The organism is Streptomyces sp. Tu 2975 (genome assembly GCF_009832925.1).
In the GTDB taxonomy this organism is placed as follows: Bacteria; Actinomycetota; Actinomycetes; order Streptomycetales; family Streptomycetaceae; genus Streptomyces.
This window is the reverse complement of record NZ_CP047140.1, coordinates 1,248,229-1,272,066: the sequence shown is the minus strand read 5'-3', so window position 1 is coordinate 1,272,066 and position 23,838 is coordinate 1,248,229. Positions and strand designations below refer to the sequence as shown.

Genomic DNA, 23,838 nt, shown 5'->3' with positions numbered 1-23,838 from the left:
CCTTCCTCGACCACGGTGTGCTCGACGCCTGCTGCCACCGTGCGGGGCGTGCCGTCCATGAGCAGGTCGGGAACGGTCAGCAGAGGAACGCCCTCGCCCGGTACCGAACCGGTCGGCTCTGTCGGCTGCTGTCCCGCCCGCAGCGTCAAGGCGCCGGCCTTGACCAGGTCGCCGACGTTGACAGCGGTGCGCGATTCACCCTCTTCGAAGTCCAGCTTCGACAGGAGCTGCGTCAGCTGGGTGAGTTCACCCAGTGCCCCTGCCAGCTCGTCCCACGAAGCCGCGAGCTCGACGCCGCTCGTTTCGGTGCCGGAACCGGTGTAGCGGCCAGGAGTGACGTCGACTTCGTCGTCCAGCAGATCGAGCAGTGGGACGCGTACGGCGCCCTCCGGCAGCTTCGCTTCGGGTCTGTCCAGCTCGGCGACGGCTCCCAGTACGAACGACGACAACGCCTCCCAGTCCGGACCGCCTTCACGCGCCCCTGGTCGGCCTGTTCCTCGGCAGCGCGAACCTCACCGAGTCCGCAGCGCGGCGGAACATCGAAGCAGGGGTGCTCATTCGGGGCGGGGACGCACCCCAGCGCGCCGCCGAGTACATGGTGTCGCTGCAACAGCACGGAGTGCTCAGGCCGCTGACGAAGTGATGAAAAGAATTCTTCTGATTCGGTTCGGCCCATCGGGGACTACTACCAGGACGAACTGGGCGACTCGTTCGACGGCTCCGGAACCTGGGAGAGCGACCGGCCCTCGGAACCTGGTGAGTCACCACTTCTGCGGCTTCACTGCAACAGACCTCAGGACACGCTCCGTGGTGACGCGGTCGATCTTCTCACCATAGCCGCCGACTCGGACCGGACTGTCGTCCACGAGTACGACGCCCCGGCCACCTGCCCGTTCTTCCGACCGGACCTGAATGAGCAGCCCTGATCCGACAGGTGGCTCCTCGCGGGCGGACGCGTCCGCCTTGGGGCCACCTGACGTCATGCACCGGTTTGCTCCGACCCTCCCGGCCCCAGCCCCGCCTGCGGCTGTCCTCCGTCCACGGGAATGTGGGCGCCGTTGACGGCCTCAGAGGCGGGGGAGAGGAGGAACGCGATGACGCGGGCCACCTCCTCGGCATTCAGCAGCCGCCCGCTGGGGTTGCGGGCCGCATAGGCGGCAAAGGCCTCCGGATCCCGCTGCCGGAGCCGGTCCCAGCTCTTGCCGGGCAGGAGGATCGAGCCGGGGCTGACGGTGTTCACCCGCACCCGGTGGGGCGCCAACTCCTGGCACAGCGCGCCCGCAAGGTAGATCTCCGACGCCTTGGCCGCACCGTACTGAGCGGGGAATCGTGGCTTCCAACCGGAAATGGAGGAGACGAGCACCACCGAGCTGCCGGGTCGGAAGGCCTCGAGCGCCGACCTTACAACCCGGACCGCATGGCCCCCGTTCAGTTCCCACGTCGCCTGCCAGTCCTCCCGTGTCGAGTCGAGGAGACCACCCCCGCGTTTGCCGCCGACGTTGGCGACCAGGCCGTCGAGGCCGCCGAGCCTGGCGGCTGCCTCGAGGGTGAAGTCCTCCAGCTCGTCCGGGGCGAGCACATCGACGGATCCTGTGACGACCGTGCCGCCGAAGTCCTCTTCCACGGAGGAAGCCGCGCGTGCCAGAGTCTCGCTGTCCCGGCCACAGATCGCGACCGACGCCCCTTCCGCGGCGAGCAGGCGGGTGACCGCGTAGCCGAGGCCGCGACTGCCTCCGGTCACCAGGAACGTCCGCCCGCGCAGGCCGTAGGAGACGGCAGGTGCTGTGCTCTCTTCCATGAGGTCACTCTGCCATCCGGCTGCTCCAGCTCGTCAACGCACCAGTTTGCGGATGACGATGCCGACGATGAGCGTGGTGAACAGCATCCCCGCGGCCGTGAACGAGACGGCGAGCGCCGACCATTCGGCGGTCTTCAACTCCGAGGGCATCCCGGTGCCGACGTTCAGCCACAATGCCAGGGCCAGCACGAACGACTTCCCCGCGAGGGTGACGTCCGCCAGCCCCTGCCCAGGTTCGCGTAACGCGCCTGCCAGGTGGAGCACGACCGCCGTCACCAGCACGCCCGCGGCCAGTACGCGGGCCGGATTTCGGGCCCGCACACCCCAGCCGAGTACGCCCCCGAGAAGGCCGCGCGTGACGCCTCGACGGAACGGCGGCAGAAGCCGGGCCTCGCGCTGTCTGGCGAGGTAGTAGAGCTGATCGACCTCACGATTGCGGTTCCGCCTCACCAGAGCGGACCGGACGGACTCAAGGGCCACGGCGCTCACTTCGGTGAACGAACGCTCCAGGAACGAGACGATCTGGCGCCCGTCGCGGAACACCTGCCCGGCCAACTCCATGTCTCCGATGCTGGAGGAGTCGTCGAGGCTGTAGCGGGATGCGCCGGCGGGCAGCCCGAGGGTTCCGGTCACCGAGGAACCGTGCAGGCTGATCACCGACGACGTCTCGGAGGACGAAGTGAGGGACAGGACCGTCGTGTTGTGAAGGGAGAGGCGGGCGATGCCCCCGCCGGCGTCCGTGCCGCCGCTGTCGTCGGTCTTCAGACCGTGGACGTCGACCGGACCACGGACGGTGCTGTTGGTGATCGTGCTGTTCTCGGCGGGGATGACCAGACCGTTGACCCGCACGGTCTCGCTGCAACGCAGCTCGTTCGCCCGAAGCGGCTGGTCCAGACGGACGCGTTGCAGGGTGAGTTCCGGGGTGTCGACCCCGTCAAGTTCGAGGGCGGAGAGCCACAGGTCGTCGAAGGTGATGTCCTCGCGGGCGCGCAGGCCCCGGACCTCCACGCGTGGACGGCCGCGACGGCCGCCGGTGACCTGGCTTCGGACCGTCAGTGCCGAAAGGCGGGTGTTGCTGATCCTGACGGGCCCACGGAGGGCGTTGATCTGCACCAGTTCCTCCACACGCAACCGCTCCAGTCGGATGCCGCCGCAGGAGTGGAGAGCCAGGAAGTCCAATGCGGTGTCCGTGACGGTGACGTCACAGCCCATCGAGGCGTTTCTGATGGTCAGGCGCCCGATCCGGGAGTTGACCACCAGCACGGCGTCCGCCTGAGCGTGGTCGATGACGAGCTCGTCGATGTGGCATGACCGCACGGTCAGGGTCCCGTCCACGCTGAGGCGGTCCAGGAAGATGCGGTCGCCGGACACGCTGTCCAGAAGGAGGTCGGTCGTCACCTCGTCATGACGAAGGTGTACACAGCGGTCGGCGACGGTTCGCTGCCGGCCGATTCTGGCTAGGTCCTCGAGCGTTCTGATGGTTCCCACGAGCATCCCCCTGCTGCGTGTGGCGGTGGTCGTTCGCTTCCACGGCCTGCCCGTGCCGGTGGGAAGTCACATGTGGACTCGAGCCGGTGGGCCAGGCTCGAGGCCGAGCGTCGCCAGCAGGTCCTCAGGGGACAGGGCTGCCGGCGCCCGTCCCACTGCTGCCGTGATGTCCTTGGCTGTGCGTTCTGCGTCCGCCCTGTCCGTGCGGACGACGAGATCGAAGAGATTCCGCAGATCGGAGTCGAGCAGGTCCTGGGCTGTCTCGTCCCAGGCGGTGAGCCGCTTGGCCGTGTCGGCGTCCCCGCGTTGCCGTGAGCGTGTTTCGCACACGTCCCTCGGCACCCAGAGCAGGACGCGCAGCCATTGCGCCGGCGCACCGCTCAGCAGCGTGCGCATGTCCGCGACATTGCCGATGTGCGTGACGGGGACCAGACCGTGGTCCTGAGGTTCTGTCAAGGACTGGCGGTCGACAGCGTAGATGTTGCCGTAACGCCGGGTCGCCACGACGATCCGGTTCTGGCGGCGCAGCGATTCGAGCTCCTCGGCCGACACGAATCGGTATCCCGTCGACCGTCCGGATCCCTGCTTCAGCTTCGTCACCAACCGGAAGCGGGGGTCGACGGCCTGCAGAGCTGCCGTCACGGTGTCCTTGCCCGAGGTGGGCGGCCCGTACAGGACGACTGCGCTCATGCATCCCCCAGAAGCCGTTGTGCGACGGACTCGACCTGCTCGGCCAGCGGGCGAGAAGCGCCGATACGGTTGTCGATCACGTGGTGGGGAACAACCGGCCGGCGATCGATGTCGATGCCGCTCGTGTACTCGGGCCAGTGAGTGAGCTTCCACGTATCGCGCGTGGCGTCGCGTGAGATGAGCCGGTCACGCATGGACTCCAAGTCGCTGTCCACCCAGAGCGTTTCGCATCGGGCACCGATCCTCCCGCACCTGCGCCGGACGCGTGCCGTCCACTGGGCGTCCGCACTCTCGGCGAGGAACGGCGCCACCGCCACCACGGAGATGCCGCACTCGAGGTTCTCCCAGACAGACTTCATGAGGCAGGCGTACTCCAACGGTCTGGCGTGCTCGAGATACATCGGGCTGTGCCGGTCGTCCGGGTCCCCGCCCAGGGCCTCGAGGAGCCGCTCCGTCATCGGCCGGCTCAGCGTGTCTTTGTCGAGCATCGCCCAGCCGGTGGCGGACGCCAGGATCTTCCCGGCCTCGGACTTGCCGGAGCCGGCGTAGCCCGCCACCAGGGCAAGAGTGATGGTGCTTGCGCCCAACGCTGTGGTCACTTCGCCGGCCCCCGGAAGTCTTGAACACCTGTCACCGAGTTTAAGGGGAGTCGGCGCCTAGGTGATCAAGATTCCGTGATGACCGGCGAGTTGGCGGGTGGTCCGGGGCCTCTGCTGGCGGCACGCGCGGCCGACAAGGGCCGTTCGCTCGTTCTTACCCGATCTTTGCCACAGGCCGACATCCTTAGCTCTCAGTACGCCGCCAGAGAGATCCGCACACAACTCCCTGCCTCCTCACCGACATGCCTTTCGATGCCCTGTAGCGTGGCGCCGCCCCACGTCGCCATGCAAGGGGGCACACACCGGTGGATCTGGTCCTCGTGAGAGCTCGGATTCGGCATGTGGGGTCACTACAGTTCTTGCGGCCACCTGGAACCGCCGGGGCAGGTACGGGACAGGCCGGTCTGCTGCCGGGCCATCCTCGCAACCGCGATGGGTCTTAGGTCAGAACGCGTGCAGATATACCCGGGCATGCTCGGAGCTCAAGTTCTCGATGTAGATCTCCATCCATGCGACTTTGCGCCGCCGGTCGTCCTCCACGCACGGCGGACAGACGCTGGCCCGGAGAGGGCCCTTCAGTGTCTGTGGCTCCGCGAGGCCAAGGTGTCGGAAGAGCTCACGCTTCGGCGAGAAACTGCTCTTCCACGGAGCCGGTGGGTCTTCTGACCGTAGGTCCTTCGCGATCTGTGCCGCGGTAGTTCTGTCGGTGCGGAAGGTGAGGATGTAGCTGTCCTCCTGAGGATTGACCTGCACGGCGCCCTTCACCTCCGAGGCGCCCTCTGGAATCTGTATCTTCATGAAGCTGGCTGCCTCAGCTGCGCCGGCACCCTTTTTCCAGTACGGGTAGGGGTCGTTGCGAGTGACCCTGCCCGGGTCGCCGGTGGAGCAGGAAGCGATCAGCAGCGCGGAGAACAGGGCGGCTAGCACGCTCCAGTGCTTGTGCCGGGTGCTCACCGGTTCTCCTCATCGCCCCGAGAGACGTCCCCGCGACCGCCCTCGCGGCCCGGATCAGCCGGCTTCACGGCGGGTTCCGTGTCGCCGTTCATGTCCTGGGTGTAAGTCGAGCTGCTGCCGCGCATGTCGAACTCCTGGCCGATGCCGACCGTGTGAAGGCGCCCCATGTCGGCATCCTCGATGACGATTCCTCCGGGGAACGTAGCGGACTTCCCCTTGTCCCAGTTGTAGCGGTCCCACACGTTGACCTGGTACTCGAGTGACACGTCGGGTTTGCCGTCCTCGCCGGGCCTGACGGTGACCAGGCCGGAAACAGTCTGCTGGTGCGAGCCCACTGCGTTGTACCAGTCGGTGTCCGGCGTGAACGTGCCGCCGAACGGCTCGCTTTCGACGAGAACGACAACCGGTCTGTTGCCTCCGGCCTTGGTGAACTCGGCGAGAGCTTCTTCGCGCCACTTTTCCTTGTTGGGGGTGATGTGGTTGTTCTCGATGTCGGACCTCAGCGCACCGTCGTCGTGCAGCATCCGGTCCACGTCCAGATGCAACGTGTCACCGGTGGCACCCAGGTAGTGCAGCATGTTCCGGGAGGCTGCGGTTTGTCCGATGACATCGCCGGACGTGGCGATACTGAGGGCCACTGCATGGAATGCCAGGTCCCGGGGCGTGGGCTCTTCCACGTTGAAGGGGCCCGAACCCACGTCAGGAGACCTCCATTCGTACTGGGGGTCCATGATTCCCGCTGCCCTCAATTCATCCCCACGCTCCCTGAGCAGCACGGCCCGGGTGACTGGGTCGAGGTCGGCCCACCACTCGGCGACGGCCTTCCTGTCCTGGGGCATGTTGGCCGCTTTGCCGGCCGCTTCCAGTGATGGGTAGGGGCTTGCTGTGGGATTTCTGTTGAAGCCTCCGATCGTGCCGTCCAGGAAGTCGGTGTCGAGGACGGCAGTATTCAGCGCCAGCCGGAGACCGTCGTCGGCGTCGCTGACCGCTTTGACCGCTTGCTCGAGCCGCTGTGCCCACTCGGACGCCTTGGCGCGAGCACTCTCCTGGTAGCTAGGATCGTGCATGTAGGCAGTGCGCTCGCCCTGGGTGAGCCGTTCCGTGTCGAACGCCACGACGCCCTGATCCGAGATCCTCATTCCGTTCTTGACAGCATCGGCGCACAACGCCTTGACCTTGCCTTGGAGGTCAACGAGCTGCGTGTAGGCCTCGCGGAGAAGGGAGGCGACCGCCTTTGCCTCCCGCTGCGCACCCTCGAGCTCCTTGAGCGTCACCGAGAACCGGTCATTCGCCGCCTGCGCGCTCAGGCCCACCCAGGAGCCGCCGGTCGAGACACCGTGGACATCCCGCCTGTAAACGCGCTCCATCTTGTTGAAGCTGCCTTCCATCTCCTCCCACTTCTCGGCGACAGTGGTGAGTTTGGAAACATCCGTGGACATGATTTCGTGATAGGTGGGCACACATCCCCCTCAAGCCGCTTGCAACGAGTCGTCAGCTGCCGGTGATCCTGGATCGTCCGGCGAGTTGTGCGGTGATGTCGATCTCGTTGCTCTTGAAGTCGATGCCGGTCTTGCTCAATGCTTGTTTCTCGGACGCCAGGCGGTCGAGAAGCACCTTGACCTGTTTCCCCCACGTCTCATGCGCCTTCTTCAGTGCTCCGGATGTGTCCCAGCCGTAGCCGTCCCTCGCACCGAACTCCTTGACTGCGGCGTTGGTGCTTTCGTCGGCGTGTTTGCCGCCGGTCCGGACGCCGGGCTCCACTTCTTCCTCGATAGCCTGCGCTGCCTTCTTCTTTGCCGCTGGGCTGGCGGCAAGGTCGGGCGGGCTGCTGCTGCCACCGGCCGGAGCCAACTGATTCAGTTGCACCTGAGTGGCCTGACGATCCACCGCGTCAGTCTTGATCTGCTCCCACTCGTCCCAAGCCATGGTCTCTCCCCCGATTGATCACTTCCACGCAAACCTACAGAGCAGCATCCGACATCGGGAGGCGTAGCCTCGCCATGAGTGCACAAGAGGTGGCCGAATCGTGGCGTTCTGGGCGCGGCGTGTGGCACGGGGACGGCTTCGTGCCAAATGCCGGCACAGCTCAATCACGCAACAACTAAGCTCGCTCCGTCGTCCTTGACCGTCGAATCCGAATCGGTCAGGCCAGGATTTCCTGGTGCTTCGCGCGGGCTCTACATCCAACGCCCCCGGTCGATCACACACGCGCCGCGTACGCCCAGAAGTCCCGCATCGGCTCCGGAAACGACGGGCCGGACATCTGGAGTTGGGTGAGGAAGATCGTGACGGTGCCTGTGGACGGGGTGATGTGCGCGGCCGTGCCCGTGCCCCCGACCCAGCCGTAGCGGCCCGGGACGCTCCAGGGTTCGACCGGTTCCACGTCGACCGCGGCGCCGAAGCCCCAGCCCATCCCCTCCAGGAACAGGCCGCTGGCCTTGCGCTGGGCCGGGGTCAGGTAGTTGGTGGTCATCCGCCCCACGGACTCGGCGGTGAGCAGGCGGCCGCCGGACTCGGTGGCGCCCTGGCCGAGGAGCATGCGGGCGAAGGCATGGTAGTCGTCGACCGTCGAGACGAGACCGCCCGCGCCGGACGGGAAGGCGGGCGGGGTGCTCCACTGGCCGTCCGGTGTGTCGGCCAACTCGAGCGCGCCCATGGGGTCGACCCGGTAGTAGCTGGTGAAGCGGCCGAGCTTGGCCGGCGGTACCGCGAAGGCGGTGTCGGTCATGCCCAGCGGCTCGAAGAGCCGTTCCGTCAGGAAGTCCGGCAGCGAACCGCCCGAGACCCGCGCGACCAGAACGCCCTGGATGTCGGAGCAGATGTTGTACAGCCAGGCCTCGCCCGGCTGGTAGAGCATCGGGATCCGCGACAGCGCCGCCATCCACTCGTCCGTCGGAGGGACGGCCTGCGGTTGCGGCGGGCCCTGCTTCAGCTCCCTGACCAGCGGTTCGACCGCCGGCAGTGAGAAGTCGGACGGGAAGCCGTACCCGGCACGCGAGGTCAGCAGGTCGAACACGGTGATCGGCCGCTCCGCCGGAACCACGTCGTCGACCGGACTGTCCGGCGTGCGGACGACCATCGGCGCGGCCAGCTCCGGCAGCCACGTCCCGACCGGGTCGTCCAGCGCGATCCTGCCGTCCTCGACGAGCATCATGACCGCGGCGGCCACGACGGGCTTGGTGATCGAGGCGATACGGAAGATCGTGTCCCTCGCCATCGGGGCCGTGCGCTCGGCGTCGACGTGGCCCACGGCCTGGACATCCACCTGATCGCCCCGCGCGACCATGGCCACCGCGCCGGGGAGGGACTCGGTATCGACGTGCTCGCTCAGGACGTTGTGCAGATCGGTCATCGGGCCACCTTCTCGCGTGTGCGGTCAGAAGTGGGACTGCCACTGCGACAAGGAGTCATCGCTCGCCCCGTCAGCGGGACCGAGAAGAGGCGCCGACCTCGGTCCCCCCGAGTCGCGAAGCACGGACACCGTCCCCACCGGACTGCGGGGCGACACCGGCCCCCGCGCAGGTGGTCCGTTCCGCCGCGCAGGTGGTCCGTCCGGCCCATCAGCACGCGCAGCCCGCGGCTCGGAGTGAACACACTGTGCGCATGGCAGAGCAACGTGCACCCCGCGGCCGCGCCGCGACCGGGACCGCTGTCTCCTCCCCACCGCCGGTGGAGGGACCCGAGGAGGCCGCCGGCCGGGCCTGTCGGTGCCTCACCGGACTCACGGGCCACCCGGCGGAGGGTGTGTCCGCCATCAGCCGTTCCGAGGACGGATGGCACGTCGACGTCGACGTGCTGGAGGTGCCGCGCATCCCCGACACCACCAGCCTGCTCGCCACGTACGAGGTGGAACTCGACCGGGACGGCGAGCTCCTGCGCTACCGCAGGGTCCGCCGCTACCGGCGCGGTGCGGCCGACGACTGAAACCACCGCGCAGCCGACCACCGCGCAGCGGTACCCGAAAGGACGGCCCTGCCATGACCACCACCACCACCTACAACGAGCAGGTCGCGTGTGTGCCCCGCGCGGGCACTCTCTACGACGTCATCGAGATCATCCTCGACCGCGGGATGGTGATCGACATCTTCGCCCGCGTCTCCCTGGTCGGCATCGAGATCCTCAAGGTCGACGTGCGCATCGTCATCGCCAGCGTCGACACCTACCTCCGCTTCGCCGAGGCCTGCAACCGCCTGGACCTGGAGACCGACACCCGCAGCAAGACCGTGCCCGAGCTCTTCGGCGGCGGGGCCGTGACCAGGGCCGTCGGCAAGAAGGCGGCGGGGAAGGCCGTCAGGTCGATGGGCGACAAGGTCAGGAGGGCCGTCGGGGCCCGGGACGGCGACGAGGACGTGGAGCCGGAGGAGGACGCACTGGCGGAGGAGGAGGCCCTGGCGGAGGAGCAGGCCGTGGAGGAGGCGCCCCGGCCGCGGCGCCGGACCGCCACCAAGACCCGCGGCAGCCGTCCGCGCACCGCCCGGCGCGCAGAGGAGGACTGATCGGTGACCGCACGGGACCTTTACGTCTACGGCATCGTCCGCGCCGGCCACCGGCTCCCTCCCGGAAGTCTCGGCGTCGGTTCGCCGCCCGCCCCGGTCCGCGGCCTCCCGGCGGGCCGACTGGCGGCCGTGGTCAGCGACGTGCCCGAGGGACTGCGCGCCCGCAGGCGCGACCTGATGGCCCACCAGGGCCTCCTCACCTCCCTCGCCGCTACCGGCGCGGTGGTGCCCATGCGCTTCGGCACCGTGTGCGGCGGCGAGGACGTCCTTGTGGAGCGGCTGGCCGCGGCCGAGCGCCACCACCTGACCTGTCTGGACCGCATCGACGGCCGCGTGGAGATGAATCTCAAGGTGCTGCCGGCCCAGGAGGACGGGCTGGCCGACCTCCTCAGGGACGACGCGCACGTACGGCGGCTGCGCGACGATGCCCGCCGCCGCCCCGGCTACGAGGCGAACCTGCGACTGGGCGAGGCGGTGACGGCGGGCCTGGAACGCCGGGCCCGGGAAGCGGCGGCGCACCTGCTGCGCGAACTGTCCGCATTCGCCGACGGCACCGCCGCGGGGCCGGAGGTGGCCGGGTGCGTCCTCAACACATCGTTCCTTGTCGGCGGTTCCGAACACGACCGGTTCACGGCCGCCGTCTCGCGCCTGGCCGCCGGCCATCGCGGCCGCGTCGAGCTGAAGCTGACGGGGCCGATGCCCTGCTACAGCTTCGTCGGCCCCGAACACGCACCGGCCGGGGCCTGAGCGGCATGGGTCTGCTGACCGGGATCCTCCTGCTGCCGCTCGCACCCGTCAGGGGGGTGGCCTGGCTTGCCGAGCGCGTCAACGACGCGGCCGAGCACGAGCTGTACGACCCCTCGGTCATCAGGGCGCGGCTCGCGGCCCTGAACGAGGCGCTGGAGGGCGGGGAGATCGGCGCCGAGGAGTTCGAACGCGAGGAGGAACGGCTGCTCGACCTGCTCGAGCACCGGCTGTTCCGCTCACCGCCGACCGCCATCGAACCGACACCGGGAGCGCACCGATGAACGACAGCACCGGGACGGCCCTCGCAGCGGCGGGGGCTCGGACCACCACGTCCTGGGACGCCCCCGCTTCGACGGCGGCCCCCTACGGGCCGCGAACCGCCAACCTCGCCGACATCCTCGAACGTGTTCTCGACAAGGGCATCGTCATCGCCGGCGACATCAAGATCGACCTTCTCGACATCGAGCTGCTGACCATCCGCCTGCGGCTGTTCATCGCCTCGGTCGACACCGCCAGGAAGGCCGGCATCGACTGGTGGGAGACCGATCCGGCGCTCTCCTCACGCGCCGCCCGCGACGCGCTGGCCGAGGAGAACCAGCGGCTGCGCGAACGGCTCGAAGCGCTGGGGAGTGGTGAGCCCCCGGCAGCGGAGGCGGGCGTGGCCGGGGAACCGGCCGGCACCTGACCCCTCCTTTCCCCCACCCCCTACACCCCGGGCGAGCCCCGGACCGTCCACGTGAGGAGCACCCCGATGACGGCGGCCCCGTGCACGACCGACGTCCCCACCGCCACCGACGTCCCCACCGCCACCTACGTCTTCGCCGTCTGCCGCGGTGGCGACCCGGCCGCACTCGACGGACTGGCTGGCCACACGGAGGGCGCGCGCGTCCGGCTGCTGCCCGTCGGCTCCCTCACCGCCGTGGTGCAGCACGTGCCGGCCGACCGGTTCTCCGAGGAGGCCGTGCGGGAACGGCTTTCCGACGGCCCGGAACTCGAGCGCTGCGCCCGGACGCACCACGCCGTGGTCTCCGCGGCGGCGCGCTGCGCCCCGACCGTCCCCCTGCCGCTGGCCACCCTCTACCTCGACGACGAACGCGCCCGCACCGCGCTCGGGAAGCGCGAGCGGCGCCTGCAAGCGGCGCTCGACCGCATCGAGGGCCGCGCCGAGTGGAGCGTGAAGGCGTACGCCGTACCGGTGCGGCCCGACGCACCAGCAGCGGCCGGGCGTCCAGGAGGGACCACCGCGCACACGGCCCCCGCCGCCTCCTCCACCGGTGTCGGCGCCGGTCCTGGTGCCGGTGGAGGAGGCGGTGCCGGGCGGGCCTACCTCGAGCGGGTGCGTAGCCGGAAACAGGCCCGCGACCACCGGCAGGAGACCGCACTTCGCGCGGCCGAGAGGGTGGACACCGCCCTGCGGGATCTCGCTGTGGCCGCCCGCCGGCTGCGCCTGCACGGCCCCGGGCCGGACGGCGACCGCCGTACCCAGGTGCTGAACGCCGCCTACCTGGTGGCCGAGGGGCGCGAGGGGGAGCTGGCCGCGGCCGTCGGGCGGCTGCGGCAGGAGGCGGAGGCGGACGGCGTCCGGATCGAGGTCTCCGGGCCGTGGGTGCCGTACTCCTTCGTGGACGGGGGCGACTCCGATGACCTCGACGGCTGAGACCGTCCCGTGGGAGGGCGCCTGGGAGGAGGGCGGCCCGCTCGGCGTGCCCCTGGTGGACCTCCTGGACCGGGTACTGGGCACCGGCGTGGTCGTCAGCGGCGACCTGGTGATCGCCATCGCCGAGGTGCCCTTGGTGCGCGTCTCGCTGCACGCGCTTTTGTCCTCGGTCAACGAGCGCGTACCCGCGCCCTGGAAGGACGGTGGACCGCTGTGACGGCGGACCGGCTCGACCTCGACGCCGACACTGTGGGACGCGACCTCGTCGCACTCGTGCTGACCGTGGTCGAACTGCTGCGGCAACTGATGGAACGGCAGGCGATCCGCCGCATCGACGAGGGGGACCTCACCGACGACCAGGTGGAGCGCATCGGCCGGACGCTGATGCTGCTGGACGAACGGATGGCCGAGCTCCGTGACCACCACGGGCTGTCGCCCGAGGACCTGAACCTCGACCTGGGGCCCCTTGGGACGCTGCTTCCGCGCGATTGACTCCCGTGACTGAGTCCGGCGTTGCCCACCGCGTCACGGCCACCGGCCGGCCGGTGACCGTGTCTCGGAGCTCTGGCCCCATGATTCGCCGTGTCCTCCGACGGCCGGCGGCTGTGCGCGCCTCAGCCCCCCAGATGCCCCAGCACCGACCGGACCGCCCGGGCCACCGCCTCCCGTGCCTCCTCCGTGTGGTCGATCGTCTCGAAGCCGTGGTGGCCCTGCGGCACGTCGACGATCTCGACAGCGGACTCGCAGTCCTGCGCCGCGGTCAGGAACTCCTCGACCGTCGCCGCGATCTCGGGCCGTTCCAGCTCCACACGGGTCAGTACGACCGGCAGTCGGCCCGCCTTGCGTACCGTGACCGCCGGGCGGAACCGGGAGTCGGTGAGCGGCCACTGGGGCAAGGGCGCGAGCACCGGGTACGTCGCCGCGACGCAGCGCAGCCACGCCGGGGGCGCCGCGAGCCAGTCCGCCGACAGGAGCCCGCCGGCGGAGAAGAACCACAGCGCCACGCGTTCCGCGTCGACGCGCGGATCGGCCCGTACGAGCTCCACCGCCTCCGCGACGTCCTCCGCGGCCCGCCCGTAGCCGGTGAGATCGTGCAGCCGGTGGTCCAGCGTCACGCCGACCGCACCCAGCGACGCCACGTACGAGCCGTAACCCACGAAGCCGGGCCAGTCCCGCGGGGTCGGGCGTACCTCGGCGGGGAGCGGGCCGCCGTGGACGAAGACCACCGCGGGGCGTGGCTCGTCGGCGTCGGGCAGGTAGAGGTCCACCCGTCCCGTGCGCTCGCGGTGCCGCTCCGGTACGTCGAGGACGAACGGCCGCAGATGCGAGGGCTGCTCGCTCACGGACGGGGAGATCCGGTGGCCCTCTCCCGCGGCGGCCCGGCGCAGCACCTCGGCCAGCTCGCCAGGTACGGAGAGCATGGGCCAATGACCGGTGTGGAGTTCGAAGAACGTCACCCGGGGGTCGGTGAGCACCTGGAAGCGGGGGTCGCCCAACCCGACCAAACCCTCGACCATGCCGATGCTCGAGCCGTTGGCGGTGCACAGGACGCCGGTCGTCGGCACCTCGGACAGCGCGCCCGAGAGCCGCAGCGGCCGGGTGAACGTGCCCTTCGGCTGCGGGGCGGCGAGACGGACCAGCCGTGCCAGCGCGTCCGCCGGGACGCCGGCGGTGCTGCCCCAGCGCTGCCATTCGTCGGCCGGTGGCGGAGGGATCAGCCCGTCCTCCGCCACCGCGCCGGCGACGGGCGCTCCTTCTGCCGTCGTCCCCGTTTCATGCGTCCCGTCCGCCAGCAGTTCGTGGACCGTCCGGTCGGGCACCAACGCGAGGGCAGCGTCGCCGTCCTGCGGCATGCCCGCATCCAGGTGGACGATCCGGGCGACGCGTCCTGGCCGGCGGTCGGCGGCGCCCAGTACGGGGTGGATGCCGTAGCCGTGACCGACCAACACCACGTCCGGGACCGCCGGTTCCGCCGGTTCCGCCGGTTCCGCCGATTCCGACGGAGCAGGGTCCAGATGGTCGATCAGCTGCACCAGGTCCAGGATGTGCGTCTCCAGATCCGTTTCGGCGCCCGCCAGGTGGCGGCGGTCGCCCATGCCCGTGAGCGTCACGGGATGCACCTCGGCGCCCGACTCACGGAGCCCCACGGCCACGTCGCGCCAGATCCAACCGCCGGTGAAGGCCTCCGACACCAGGATGAAAACCGTCATCACGTCTCCTCGTATACATGGTCCGCACGACCGGCCGACCAGGCCGTCCGCGCTCGCCGGTACCGTAGGAACTCCCCCTGAGGGAGGTTCAACCTTGTCCCCTGACGGCATGTGGAGCATCGGAGAGCTCGCCGAGCACGCGGGCGTGACCGTCAAGACCGTCCGCTTCTACTCCGACCGCGGACTGCTGCCCGAAGCGGCCCGCAGCGGCGGGGGCCACCGGCGTTACGGCCCGGAGGCGATCGAACGGCTGCGCCTGATCCGCTCGCTGCGCACGCTCGACCTGCCGGTCCCCGACGTCGGCAGGGTCCTCGACCAGGAGGACGCGCTGGAGGACGTCGTCGCGGAGCAACTGCGGGAGATCGGCGCCCGGATGACCGCCTTGCGCTGGCGGGAGGCCGCCCTCCGACTGCTCCAGGACTGCACCCCCGAGGAACGCGTGGACCGGCTGCGGCTGATCGGCTCCGTGGCCGCCCCGCCCAGCACGGCCGCGCTGGCGCGCTTCTGGCGGCGCTGGCTGCCGGCACGGCTCCCGGCGCGCGTGGTGTCCGCGATCATCGAACAGGCCGTTCCGCAGCCGCCGCCCGACCCGGCCCCGGCGCAGGTCCTGGCCTTCGCCCGGCTGCACGCCCTCGTCTCCGGGCCCTGCCACGGCAACGAGGACTGCCGGCCCACGGTGCATCAGCCGGACACGGGGTACCGCCCGGCCGTGCTCTACGACGGTCTCGGTGAGGCGTACGGGCTCGCGGCGCGGCAGATGCTCGACCGGCGACCGCCGCACGAGGGCGAAGCGCTCGACTGCTTCGTCTCCGCCTACGCCCACTCGTGCGGCACGCGCGACACTCCGGACTTCCGCCGGCTGCTCGCCGGCCAGCTCGCCGCGGACCCTAGGATCGACCGCTACTGGCAGCTCGCCGCCGAGCTGTTCGGCCCGTCGCAGCCGACGCCCGGCGCCGCCCACGACTGGCTCTGCGCCGCGTTGGACCCGGTTCAGTCGGCCGGGGCGTCCGTCTGAACCGGAGGCCGGGCGTCGGGTGTTCGCCACCCGCAGCCGGCCCCGGAACGGCTGCCTGGAGCGGATCGTGGTTGGCCCAGGTGTCCCTCGGACCGGACCTCGGCCGGTCGGCGGTTCGACGCTCGCGGACGGCCGGGGTGTTCGTCCGGACCGGACCGCCACGGCCGGATCGTCTGCCTGAATCGGACCGCCTCGCGCCGGGGCGTCCGCCCGGGCCGGGCGCCCGCCCCGTGCAGTTGCGGGCGTCCGCGCGCCACCGCGACCGCCACCGCCGCGTGCCGCCCGGCAGTGCACCCTGTGCGGACCCGGTCGATGGGCGGCCGTCACCGTCGGCGAGGATGGGCGGGTGGCCCATCGCATCAGCACCCTGATCTCCGCGTTCGGCGTCTTCGCCGCCGTGATGCTGCTCATCGGCGCCGTCGTCCAGTACCGGGCGGGCGCCTCGGCGCTGTGGGTCGGACTCGGCGTCCTTGTCCTCGCCAGCGCGGTCTACACCCTCGTGCGCGACGTCCGTCGCCCCCGCCCGCGCTGGCGCCCGCGCCGGCCTACGCCCGACGAATAGGCGCGTCAGCGGCCTCGCGGCGCGGCGGCGTCCGCGGCTCCGACGGTCCCACGGCGCTGTGGCGTTCCCGGGTTTCCGGTGCTCGGAGCGAGCCCCCTCAAGACCGGTCGTCCCTGCGTCGCCGCCCGTTCGTCAACCGAGTGATCCCCTCGGCAGCGCCCCCTTCCGGGCCAACCGCAGGGTCGGCCGGCGCGCCTGTTTCCGGGCCAAGCGCCGAATGGGCCGACGCCCCAGCCGCCGCGTCCGCTTCCTGCCCCGTCGCCGGGTCGGCCGGCGCGCCCGCGTCCCGGCCCGTCGCAGGGTCGGCGCGAGCGTCCACCGCCGGGTCCGTCGGCGTGCCAGGTTGGTCGGCCGCCTGATCGGCCGGAGCCCCCGCCTCCGGCTCGGCCGGAGTGCCCGCCTCCGGGCCGGCAGACGTGCCCGCCTCCGGGTCGGCCGAAGTCCCCGTCGCCGCGTCGGCCGGAGCCCTCGTCGCCGGGTCGGCCGGAGCGCCAGGTCGGTCGGCAGCCGCGCCTGCCGCCGGGCTTCTCGTCGCGCCCACCTCCCGGCCCGCCGCCGGGTCACCCGACGCCAGGTCGGCCGGATCCCCCGCCTCCGGGCCGGTGGACGCCCCCGTCGCCGCGTCGGCGGGAGCGCCCGTAGGCCGGTCGGATGCCTGGCCTGGCGCCGCGTAGGGGCGGCGGAGCAGCCGGGAGGCCAGGGGTTCGGTCCAGCGGGTCGCGAGTGGGCCGATGAGCACGAGGATGAGGACGTACGCCGCCGCCAGCGGGCCGATCCTCGGCTCGGTCACGGACGCCAGGCCCGCGATCACGATCGAGAACTCGCCGTGGGCCACCAGCGTGCCGCCCGCCCGCCAGCGGCCGCGTGGGCCGATGGCGGCGCGGCGGGCCGCGTACCAGCCTGTGGCGATCTTCGTCAGCATGGTGGCGGCGGCGAGCGCGAGCGCGGTGAGCAGGACCGGCGGGATCTCGTTCGGGTCGGTCGAGAGGCCGAAGAAGACGAAGAACACCGCCGCGAACAGGTCCCGCAGCGGCGCCATGATCTTCCGTGCCCCCTCCGCGACCTCGCCGGACAGGGCGATGCCGACCAGGAACGCGCCGACCGCGGCGGACACCTGGAGTTCCTGGGCGATGCCCGCGACCAGCAGGGTGAGACCGAGTACGACGAGCAGCAGCATCTCCGGGTTGTCGGAGGACACCGCCCGGCTGACCAGCCGGCCGTGGCGCAGGGCCACATAGAGCACGAGGCCGACCGTGCCGAGCGAGATCAGCAGCGCGATGCCCGCGCCGGCCAGGCCCAGCCCGGCGATCAGAGCGGTGAGCAGCGGCAGGTAGAGGGCCATCGACAGGTCCTCGATGACGAGCACGCCGATGACGACCGGCGTCTCGCGATTACCCAGGCGGCCCAGGTCGACGAGAACCTTGGCAATGACTCCCGACGAGGAGATCCATGTGACGCCGCCGAGGGCGACGGCGCCCACCGGCCCCCAGCCGAGCAGCAGGGCCGCGCCCGCCCCCGGCAGGGCGTTGAGGACGAAGTCCACGACGCCGGACGGGTACTGCGTGCGCATGCTGTCGACCAGTTCGGACGCGCTGTACTCGAGGCCCAGCATGAGGAGGAGCAGGATGACGCCGATGTCGGCGCCGACGGCCACGAACTCGCCGCTCGCGCTCAGCGGCAGCAGACCGCCGGAGCCGAAGGCGAGTCCGCCGAGCAGGTAGAGGGGTACGGGAGAGAGACCGAAGCGGCCCGCGAAGCGGCCGGTCAGGCCCAGCCCGAGAAGGATCGCGCCGAGCTCGATCAGCAGCATCGTCGTGTCGTGCACGGTCAGCCTCCGGCGATGATCTCGGCGAGGGCGTCGACGCCCTCCCGGGTGCCCACCGCGACGAGGGTGTCGCCGGTGGCGAGCCGGAAGCCGGGGCCGGGCGACGGATGGGCACCCGTCCGGCGCAGCACCGCGACGATCGACGCGCCGGTACTCGTACGGGCGCGGGTGTCGCCGAGTGTCCGCCCGGAGTAGGGGGACCGGGCTCCGACGGGGATGTGCTCGGTGACGAGGTCGATGCCGTCGGTCCGTACGGCGTCGATGGGTTCGGCGTCGAGGAGATGGGCCAGCGCCGTGGCCTCCTCGGGCCCCAGCGGCACGGAGAGCAGGCAGGCGTCGGGATCGTCGGCGCCGTAGAAGCCGAGGAAGCGGCGCCCGTCGTTGTGGACGACGACCGAGACGTGGTGGCCGCTTTCCGTACTGAAGTCGAACTGGGTGCCGACGCCTGGCAGGGGGGTGCGACGGGTGGTCATGCTCGCCTCCCGGGAGCGGCTCCCCGAGGAGAGGATGCGTCCTGGACAGTTATACAGAGGTTTGTACCGTTTCGGGATCGTCGTCAGTCTAAGGAGCGCGACGCCGTACCGGAGGCGATCGCAGGATCTGCACCGGTGGACGCGGGTGCCGCGGTCCCATGTCACAGACGTGCCGGCCGTCTCGTCTGTTGTGTGAGAGTCCGTTCCGGAATCAGGAAGGGTGATGATCGTGCGAGTGTTCGTGGCAGGCGGGGCCGGCGTCCTGGGGCGGCGCCTGGTGCCCCAGCTCGTGGCCAAGGGCCATGTGGTGACGGCGACGACGACGAGCGCGGCCAAGCTGGGCCTGCTCGAGCAGCTGGGCGCGGACGCTGTCGTGATGGACGGGCTGGACGCGGCGGCGGTCGGTGAGGCGGTGGCCGGGGCGCGGCCCGACGCGATCGTGCACCAGATGACCGCGATCTCCACGGCGCACGCCGGAAAGCCCGACATGAAACACATGGACCGCTGGTTCGCCACCACCAACCGTCTGCGCACCGAGGGGACCGATCATCTGCTGGCCGCCGCCGAGAAGGCCGGCGTGTCCAACGTCGTCGCACAGAGCTATGCCAGCTGGAACGGTATCCGCGAGGGCGGCTGGGTGAAGACCGAGGAGGACCCGCTCGACCCGATGACGGGGACGACGGCGCGCCCGGGGATGGAAGCGATCCGTCACGTCGACGACGTGGTCGTCAGAGCCGGCGGCGCTGCCCTGCGGTACGGGGGGTTCTACGGGCCGGGTGCCACCGACGACCAGGTCGAGCTCGTGCGCAAGCGGCAGTTCCCGCTCGTCGGGGGCGGCACCGGCTACAGCTCGTGGGTGCATGTCGACGACGCGGCGAGCGCCACCGTCCTGGCCGTGGAGCAAGAGGCCAAGGGCGTGTTCAACATCGTCGACGACGAACCGGCACCTGCCGCCGAGTGGCTGCCCTACCTGGCGGCGTGCGCGGGCGCGAAGCCGCCCATGCGGGCCCCCAAGTGGCTGGCACGGCTGCTGGCCGGGGACGTGGCGGTGACGATGATGACCGAGGGGCGCGGCTTCTCCAACGCCAAGGCCAAGCGGGAGCTCGGCTGGGAGCTGCGGTACCCGTCGTGGCGGCAGGGCTTCCGGGACGCCCTTCTGTGAGACAACCGGCCTTCCTGAGCCGGGAGTTGCTTGCCGTGGGAAGCCGGTACTGCGAAGATCGTGCGATCGTCCCGTGACCGGGAAGAACGGGCGTCGAGCAGTGAGGGAGCCCCGCATGACCGGGACCGGGCCGGCCGCAGCACGGATCGACACCAGCAGGCCGCACCCGGCCCGGGTGTACGACTGGTTCCTCGGTGGCAAGGACAACTACCCGGTCGACGAGGAGCTCGGCCGGCAGATCATGGGGGTCGACGGGACGGCACGGCATGTCGCCAGGACCAACCGCTGGTTCATGCAGCGCGTCACCCGATGGCTGGCCGGCGAGGCCGGGGTCCGTCAGTTCCTCGACATCGGCACCGGTATCCCCACCGAGCCCAATCTGCACCAGGTGGCCCAGGGCATAGCCCCCGACGCCCGGATCGTCTACACCGACAACGACCCCATCGTGCTGACCCACGCGGAGGCGCTGCTGCGCAGCAGCCGCGAGGGGATCACCGACTACGTCCAGGCCGATGTGCGCGATCCCGGGCGGATTCTGGAGCAGGCCCGCAAGGACCTGGACCTCACGCGGCCCGTCGCGCTCTCCCTGGTGGCTCTGACGCACTTCCTCGGCGACGAGGACCGCCCCTACGAACTGGTGGCCCGGCTCGTCGGCGCGCTCCCCTCCGGGAGCTACCTCGTACTGTCGCAGCTGACCGCCGACTTCGATCCCGTCGCCGTCGGGCGGGGCGTGGCGATGTACGCGGCCGGCGGCGTGACCCTCGCGCCGCGCACCCGGGACGAGATCTCCCGCTTCTTCGACGGCCTGGAGCCGGTGGAACCCGGGATCGTCCAGCTGACCGACTGGCATCCCGAGCTCGCCGTGGGCGAGAGCGTCGACGAGAGCGCCGTCATCTCGCTGTACGGCGCGGTGGCCCGGAAGCCGTAGCCGTAGCCGGACGGGACGGCTCGAGGCCGGAGTGCTCCAGACCCTCCAAACACCGCGCCTTGAGATCACACGAGGCCAGCGACCCGAGATGCGCACCCACCAGGCGCAACACCTCCTCGTCCCCGGCCGTCAGGCACTTGAGCCGCGTACGCACTGCCACACCCGAAGGGCCGGTGACCACGAACGGCACCACCAACTCCCGCAGACCACCCGCAGTGTCCACCCCCTCCGGACCACACACACCCGCCACCACCCCCAACGACCACAACCCGCAAAGGTCACCCATTCGACAGACGAACCCCCATCCGCCCCGCGACACCTCATCCACCACAGCCCACAACAACTCGCCCGCACACGGCAGAACTACTCATACGAAGCCAAACGGCAGCAGTTCACGACCCCCCAAAATCCGCTTATGATGCACCGGTGTTCGATTCCCGGCACATCAAGACGTTCCATGAAGTGGTCAGGACCGGCTCGTACTCGGCGGCCGCGCGTGCCCTCGGCTACACCCAGCCGGCCGTCACGCAGCAGATGAAGGCCCTCGAACGCGACGTCGGCTCACCGCTGTTCGTCCGGGTCGGCCGGGGCATGCGGCTCACGGAGGCGGGCGAGGCGCTGTCCAGGCACGCGACGGCGATCCTGGACTCGATGTCGGCCGCGCAGGAGCAGGTGAACGCCCTCACCCGGCTGCGTGCCGGACGGGTCCGCGTCTGCGCCTTCCCGAGCGCCAACTCCACCCTCGTTCCCGAGACGCTGGCCCGCCTCACGGCCGCGCACCCCGGCATCCGCGTCGACCTGCTCGAGAACGAGCCGCCCGAGTCGCTGCGGCGCCTGGCGCGGGGCGAGTGCGACATCTCGCTCGCGTTCACCTATCCGGGGCTGCACGAGGAGGTGCCGGAGGAGCTGGTGGAGATCCCGCTCCTCGAGGACCAGCTGACCGTGCTGCTCCCGGGCGGTCACCACCTCGCCCGGCGGCGGGTCGTCCGGCTCACCGACCTGGCGGGGGAACGCTGGATAGCCGGCTGCCCGCGCTGCCGCGCGAACCTCCTCCACGAGTGCGCGGAGGCGGGCTTCGTCCCCGACATCGCCTTCATGACGGACGACAACCTCGCTGTGCAGAGCCTCGTCGCGGAAGGGCTCGGCGTCGCCATGATCCCGTCGCTCGTGCTCAACTTCATGCGCCACGCCAAGGTCGCCGGCCGCCCGCTCCAGCCCGCGTCCCGGCGCAAGATCTCGGCGTACGTGCTGAAGGAGCATCTGCGCATCCCCGCGACCGCGGTCGTCCTCGAGGAACTGACGACGGTCGCCGCGAACAAGACCGGCTGCTGAACCGGACCGGCGGCCGGGCAGCCCCCAAGGGCCGTACATAAGCAGGGCTTGGGGAAACCGAAGAAACGTTCGTTGGACGTAATGGTTCCGCCGTCCGAGGCTTGCCGGTATGACTCCGGCCCGGACCGCACAGAGCGCATTCACGGCCTCCCGTACCACCGAACGCCTCGACGCCCTCATAGCGGGCGTGCGCGACGTGGTCGGACGCGGCCTGCCGCCCGACCCGACGGCCTACCTGGTCGGCGAACGCCTGGCGCCGCACCTGGGCGCCCCCGACCTGCTCACCGCGGAACAGCGGCAGAGCGACCCGGACCGCTACCGGCAGCACCTCCTGCACGCCGAGCACGACGGCAGCTTCTCCGTCGTCGCGCTCGTCTGGCTGCCCGGACAGGGGACCTCCGTGCACGACCACGTCTCCTGGTGCACGACCGGCGTGCACGAGGGCCGGGAGCAGGAGCGGCGCTACCGGCTCGTGCCCGCCGCCCGCGCGGACGGCACCGCGCGGCTCGTCGCCACCGCCGATGTGGTCAGCGGGCAGGGCGAGTTCTGCGGTTTCGCTCCACCCGGCGACATCCACCGGGTCTGGAACCCGGGCCCCTCCACCACGGTGTCCCTGCACGTCTACGGCGCCGACATATCCCGGCTCGGCAGCAGCGTCCGCCGCGTCTACGCCCTGCCGGCCGACTGCTGATGGCGCTCCTGCGGGACCGGCCCGCCGCACCTCCCCGGCCCCGCGCAGAGGGAACCCGGCTGCGAGGACTCGCGCTGGCGGCCCTCGGCGTCGGCCGGGTGCGAGGACTCGCGCTGGCGGCCCTCGGCGTCGCCCTCGCCTGGTCCGTCCACCGGATCCTGCCCGCCGTGCCGATGCTCACCGCCGCCGTCGTACTCGGCGTCGCCGCCGCGCACCTGCCCTACCTGCGGGCGACCGTACGCGGCGCCGCCCGCCCGGGACTGACGTTTGCGGGGCGACGGCTGATGCGGGCCGGGATCGTGCTCCTCGGCCTGCGGCTCGGCCTCGACGACGTACGCGGCCTCGGCTGGACCACCGTCGCCATGGTGCTCGGCGTCGTGACGGCCACACTCCTCGGGACCTGGTGGCTCGGCCGACGGCTGGGACTGCCCGGTGACCAGCCGCTGCTCATCGCCACCGGATACGCCGTCTGCGGCGCGTCGGCCATCGGCGCCGTGGGGGAGGTGCGGGACAGCGACGAACGGGACGCGGCCACCTCCGTTGCGTTGGTCACCCTCTGCGGGACGCTTGCGATCGCCGTACTTCCCCTCCTCCAGGGGCCGTTGGGGCTCAGCGCCGCCGAGTTCGGCCGCTGGGCCGGCGCCAGTGTCCACGACGTCGGCCAGGTCGTCGCCACCGCGCAGACCGCGGGGGACGCCGCACTCGGCGAGGCGGTGCTCGTCAAGCTGATGCGGGTGGCGATGCTCGGCCCGCTCGTCGCCGTCGTCGCGCTGGCCGCCCGCCGCGGGAACAGGGCCATGAAGGGGGCAATCGGTGCGCGACGGGTGCCGCTGGTGCCGCTCTTCGTCGTGGGCTTCCTCGCCGCCGTGGCCCTGCGCAGCACCGGGCTGCTGCCCACGGCGGTGTTGGAAGGGGCGCACGTCGCGCAGGAACTGCTGCTCGCCGCCGCCCTGTTCGGACTCGGCAGCGCCGTCGACCTGCCCTCCCTCACCCGCACCGGCGGCCGGGTGGCGGCGCTCGGCCTGTCGGCGTGGCTGGTCGTGGCCGGGCTGTCCTACGCGGGAGTGCTGCTGGTGGCGGCGTGACCCGAGCCTGGAGGGGCCGCGGAGGGACGCGGGCAGCCGGGTGCGTACGCCGTACGCGGGAGACATGTCGTGCCCGGGGCCGGGAATCCGTCCCGACAACGGCCGCATGTGGGGTTGCGGCGTGGT

Annotated in this window: 25 protein-coding genes and 2 pseudogenes; 15 read left to right on the top strand and 12 right to left on the bottom strand. The window is 70.9% G+C overall.

Annotation, left to right across the window (positions count from 1 at the left end; translation table 11 throughout):
- Nucleotides 1-979: 979 nt before the first annotated feature.
- From GLX30_RS05515 to GLX30_RS05480, 8 genes are all read right to left on the bottom strand, one after another.
- Nucleotides 980-1,798 (bottom strand): SDR family oxidoreductase, encoded by an 819-nt coding sequence (locus GLX30_RS05515; RefSeq protein WP_159684252.1) that lies wholly within the window; start codon nt 1,796-1,798, stop codon nt 980-982.
- Nucleotides 1,799-1,831: 33 nt separating this feature from the next.
- A complete protein-coding gene (locus GLX30_RS05510; protein WP_244258017.1) occupies nt 1,832-3,196 on the bottom strand; it encodes a hypothetical protein in 1,365 nt (454 codons plus the stop codon).
- 156 nt (nt 3,197-3,352) lie between these two features.
- The gene (locus GLX30_RS05505) at nt 3,353-3,976 is read right to left on the bottom strand and encodes a guanylate kinase (protein ID WP_159684246.1); all 624 of its coding nucleotides are present in this window, start codon (nt 3,974-3,976) and stop codon (nt 3,353-3,355) included.
- Nucleotides 3,973-4,575, bottom strand: coding sequence for an AAA family ATPase (locus GLX30_RS05500; RefSeq protein WP_159684244.1), 603 nt, complete (start codon nt 4,573-4,575; stop codon nt 3,973-3,975). The genes GLX30_RS05505 and GLX30_RS05500 overlap by 4 nt, the downstream gene beginning before the upstream one ends.
- A gap of 444 nt (nt 4,576-5,019) precedes the next feature.
- A complete protein-coding gene (locus tag GLX30_RS05495; RefSeq protein WP_208545369.1) occupies nt 5,020-5,529 on the bottom strand; it encodes a hypothetical protein in 510 nt (169 codons plus the stop codon).
- A complete protein-coding gene (locus GLX30_RS05490) occupies nt 5,526-6,968 on the bottom strand; it encodes a hypothetical protein (protein WP_208545368.1) in 1,443 nt (480 codons plus the stop codon). The genes GLX30_RS05495 and GLX30_RS05490 overlap by 4 nt, the downstream gene beginning before the upstream one ends.
- A gap of 52 nt (nt 6,969-7,020) precedes the next feature.
- On the bottom strand, nt 7,021-7,455 hold the full coding sequence (locus GLX30_RS05485; protein WP_159684239.1) for a hypothetical protein: 435 nt from the start codon (nt 7,453-7,455) through the stop codon (nt 7,021-7,023).
- Between the two features lie 274 nt (nt 7,456-7,729).
- Complete coding sequence (locus tag GLX30_RS05480) at nt 7,730-8,881, bottom strand: serine hydrolase domain-containing protein (protein WP_159684236.1); 1,152 nt, start codon at nt 8,879-8,881, stop codon at nt 7,730-7,732.
- Between the two features lie 251 nt (nt 8,882-9,132).
- On the opposite strand from GLX30_RS05480, the gene GLX30_RS05475 reads away from it, so the two are divergent.
- The 8 genes from GLX30_RS05475 to GLX30_RS05440 all read left to right on the top strand — a co-directional run bounded on the left by GLX30_RS05475 (nt 9,133) and on the right by GLX30_RS05440 (nt 12,921).
- Nucleotides 9,133-9,453, top strand: coding sequence for a gas vesicle protein (locus tag GLX30_RS05475; protein ID WP_159684233.1), 321 nt, complete (start codon nt 9,133-9,135; stop codon nt 9,451-9,453).
- A 53-nt stretch (nt 9,454-9,506) separates the two neighbouring features.
- A complete protein-coding gene (gene gvpJ, locus GLX30_RS05470) occupies nt 9,507-10,025 on the top strand; it encodes a gas vesicle protein GvpJ (RefSeq protein WP_159684230.1) in 519 nt (172 codons plus the stop codon).
- A gap of 3 nt (nt 10,026-10,028) precedes the next feature.
- Nucleotides 10,029-10,772, top strand: a complete 744-nt coding sequence (locus tag GLX30_RS05465; RefSeq protein WP_159684227.1) for a GvpL/GvpF family gas vesicle protein — start codon at nt 10,029-10,031, stop codon at nt 10,770-10,772.
- 5 nt (nt 10,773-10,777) lie between these two features.
- Complete coding sequence (locus GLX30_RS05460) at nt 10,778-11,053, top strand: gas vesicle protein GvpG (protein WP_159684224.1); 276 nt, start codon at nt 10,778-10,780, stop codon at nt 11,051-11,053.
- The gene (locus GLX30_RS05455) at nt 11,050-11,457 is read left to right on the top strand and encodes a gas vesicle protein (RefSeq protein ID WP_244258016.1); all 408 of its coding nucleotides are present in this window, start codon (nt 11,050-11,052) and stop codon (nt 11,455-11,457) included. The genes GLX30_RS05460 and GLX30_RS05455 overlap by 4 nt, the downstream gene beginning before the upstream one ends.
- 66 nt (nt 11,458-11,523) lie before the next feature.
- Nucleotides 11,524-12,429, top strand: coding sequence for a GvpL/GvpF family gas vesicle protein (locus GLX30_RS05450; protein ID WP_159684221.1), 906 nt, complete (start codon nt 11,524-11,526; stop codon nt 12,427-12,429).
- A complete protein-coding gene (locus tag GLX30_RS05445) occupies nt 12,413-12,646 on the top strand; it encodes a gas vesicle protein (protein WP_159684218.1) in 234 nt (77 codons plus the stop codon). Before GLX30_RS05450 ends, GLX30_RS05445 begins: the two co-directional genes overlap by 17 nt.
- On the top strand, nt 12,643-12,921 hold the full coding sequence (locus GLX30_RS05440; RefSeq protein ID WP_159684215.1) for a gas vesicle protein K: 279 nt from the start codon (nt 12,643-12,645) through the stop codon (nt 12,919-12,921). Before GLX30_RS05445 ends, GLX30_RS05440 begins: the two co-directional genes overlap by 4 nt.
- 122 nt (nt 12,922-13,043) lie before the next feature.
- On the opposite strand, the gene GLX30_RS05435 is transcribed toward GLX30_RS05440, so the two are convergent.
- Nucleotides 13,044-14,639 carry an alpha/beta hydrolase gene (locus GLX30_RS05435; protein WP_159684212.1) on the bottom strand — a complete coding sequence of 532 codons (1,596 nt, stop codon included), beginning with the start codon at nt 14,637-14,639 and terminating at the stop codon, nt 13,044-13,046.
- 109 nt (nt 14,640-14,748) lie between these two features.
- Here GLX30_RS05435 and GLX30_RS05430 point away from each other — a divergent pair, with 109 nt between their 5' ends.
- Both GLX30_RS05430 and GLX30_RS05425 read left to right on the top strand, forming a co-directional pair.
- Entirely contained in the window at nt 14,749-15,654 is a 906-nt protein-coding gene (locus GLX30_RS05430; protein ID WP_159684209.1) for a MerR family transcriptional regulator, read from the top strand.
- Nucleotides 15,655-16,000: 346 nt separating this feature from the next.
- A complete protein-coding gene (locus tag GLX30_RS05425) occupies nt 16,001-16,216 on the top strand; it encodes a hypothetical protein (protein WP_159684206.1) in 216 nt (71 codons plus the stop codon).
- 685 nt (nt 16,217-16,901) lie between these two features.
- Here GLX30_RS05425 and GLX30_RS05420 read toward each other — a convergent pair.
- Together GLX30_RS05420 and GLX30_RS05415 are read right to left on the bottom strand one after the other, a co-directional pair.
- Nucleotides 16,902-18,041, bottom strand: a pseudogene (locus GLX30_RS05420) (cation:proton antiporter); the annotation flags it as partial.
- Between the two features lie 2 nt (nt 18,042-18,043).
- A complete protein-coding gene (locus GLX30_RS05415; protein ID WP_159684203.1) occupies nt 18,044-18,514 on the bottom strand; it encodes a TrkA C-terminal domain-containing protein in 471 nt (156 codons plus the stop codon).
- Between the two features lie 223 nt (nt 18,515-18,737).
- Between GLX30_RS05415 and GLX30_RS05410 the strand changes: the two genes are divergently transcribed.
- Together GLX30_RS05410 and GLX30_RS05405 are read left to right on the top strand one after the other, a co-directional pair.
- Complete coding sequence (locus tag GLX30_RS05410) at nt 18,738-19,676, top strand: NAD(P)-dependent oxidoreductase (protein ID WP_159684200.1); 939 nt, start codon at nt 18,738-18,740, stop codon at nt 19,674-19,676.
- 115 nt (nt 19,677-19,791) lie between these two features.
- The gene (locus tag GLX30_RS05405; RefSeq protein WP_159684197.1) at nt 19,792-20,604 is read left to right on the top strand and encodes an SAM-dependent methyltransferase; all 813 of its coding nucleotides are present in this window, start codon (nt 19,792-19,794) and stop codon (nt 20,602-20,604) included.
- 31 nt (nt 20,605-20,635) lie between these two features.
- Here GLX30_RS05405 and GLX30_RS35030 read toward each other — a convergent pair.
- A pseudogene (locus GLX30_RS35030) lies at nt 20,636-20,843 on the bottom strand (hypothetical protein); the annotation flags it as partial.
- 187 nt (nt 20,844-21,030) lie between these two features.
- Here GLX30_RS35030 and GLX30_RS05400 point away from each other — a divergent pair.
- The 3 genes from GLX30_RS05400 to GLX30_RS05390 all read left to right on the top strand — a co-directional run bounded on the left by GLX30_RS05400 (nt 21,031) and on the right by GLX30_RS05390 (nt 23,712).
- On the top strand, nt 21,031-21,936 hold the full coding sequence (locus tag GLX30_RS05400; RefSeq protein ID WP_159684194.1) for a LysR family transcriptional regulator: 906 nt from the start codon (nt 21,031-21,033) through the stop codon (nt 21,934-21,936).
- A gap of 109 nt (nt 21,937-22,045) precedes the next feature.
- Complete coding sequence (locus GLX30_RS05395) at nt 22,046-22,627, top strand: cysteine dioxygenase family protein (protein ID WP_159684191.1); 582 nt, start codon at nt 22,046-22,048, stop codon at nt 22,625-22,627.
- Nucleotides 22,627-23,712 carry a putative sulfate exporter family transporter gene (locus GLX30_RS05390; protein ID WP_159684189.1) on the top strand — a complete coding sequence of 362 codons (1,086 nt, stop codon included), beginning with the start codon at nt 22,627-22,629 and terminating at the stop codon, nt 23,710-23,712. Before GLX30_RS05395 ends, GLX30_RS05390 begins: the two co-directional genes overlap by 1 nt.
- Nucleotides 23,713-23,838 lie beyond the last annotated feature (126 nt).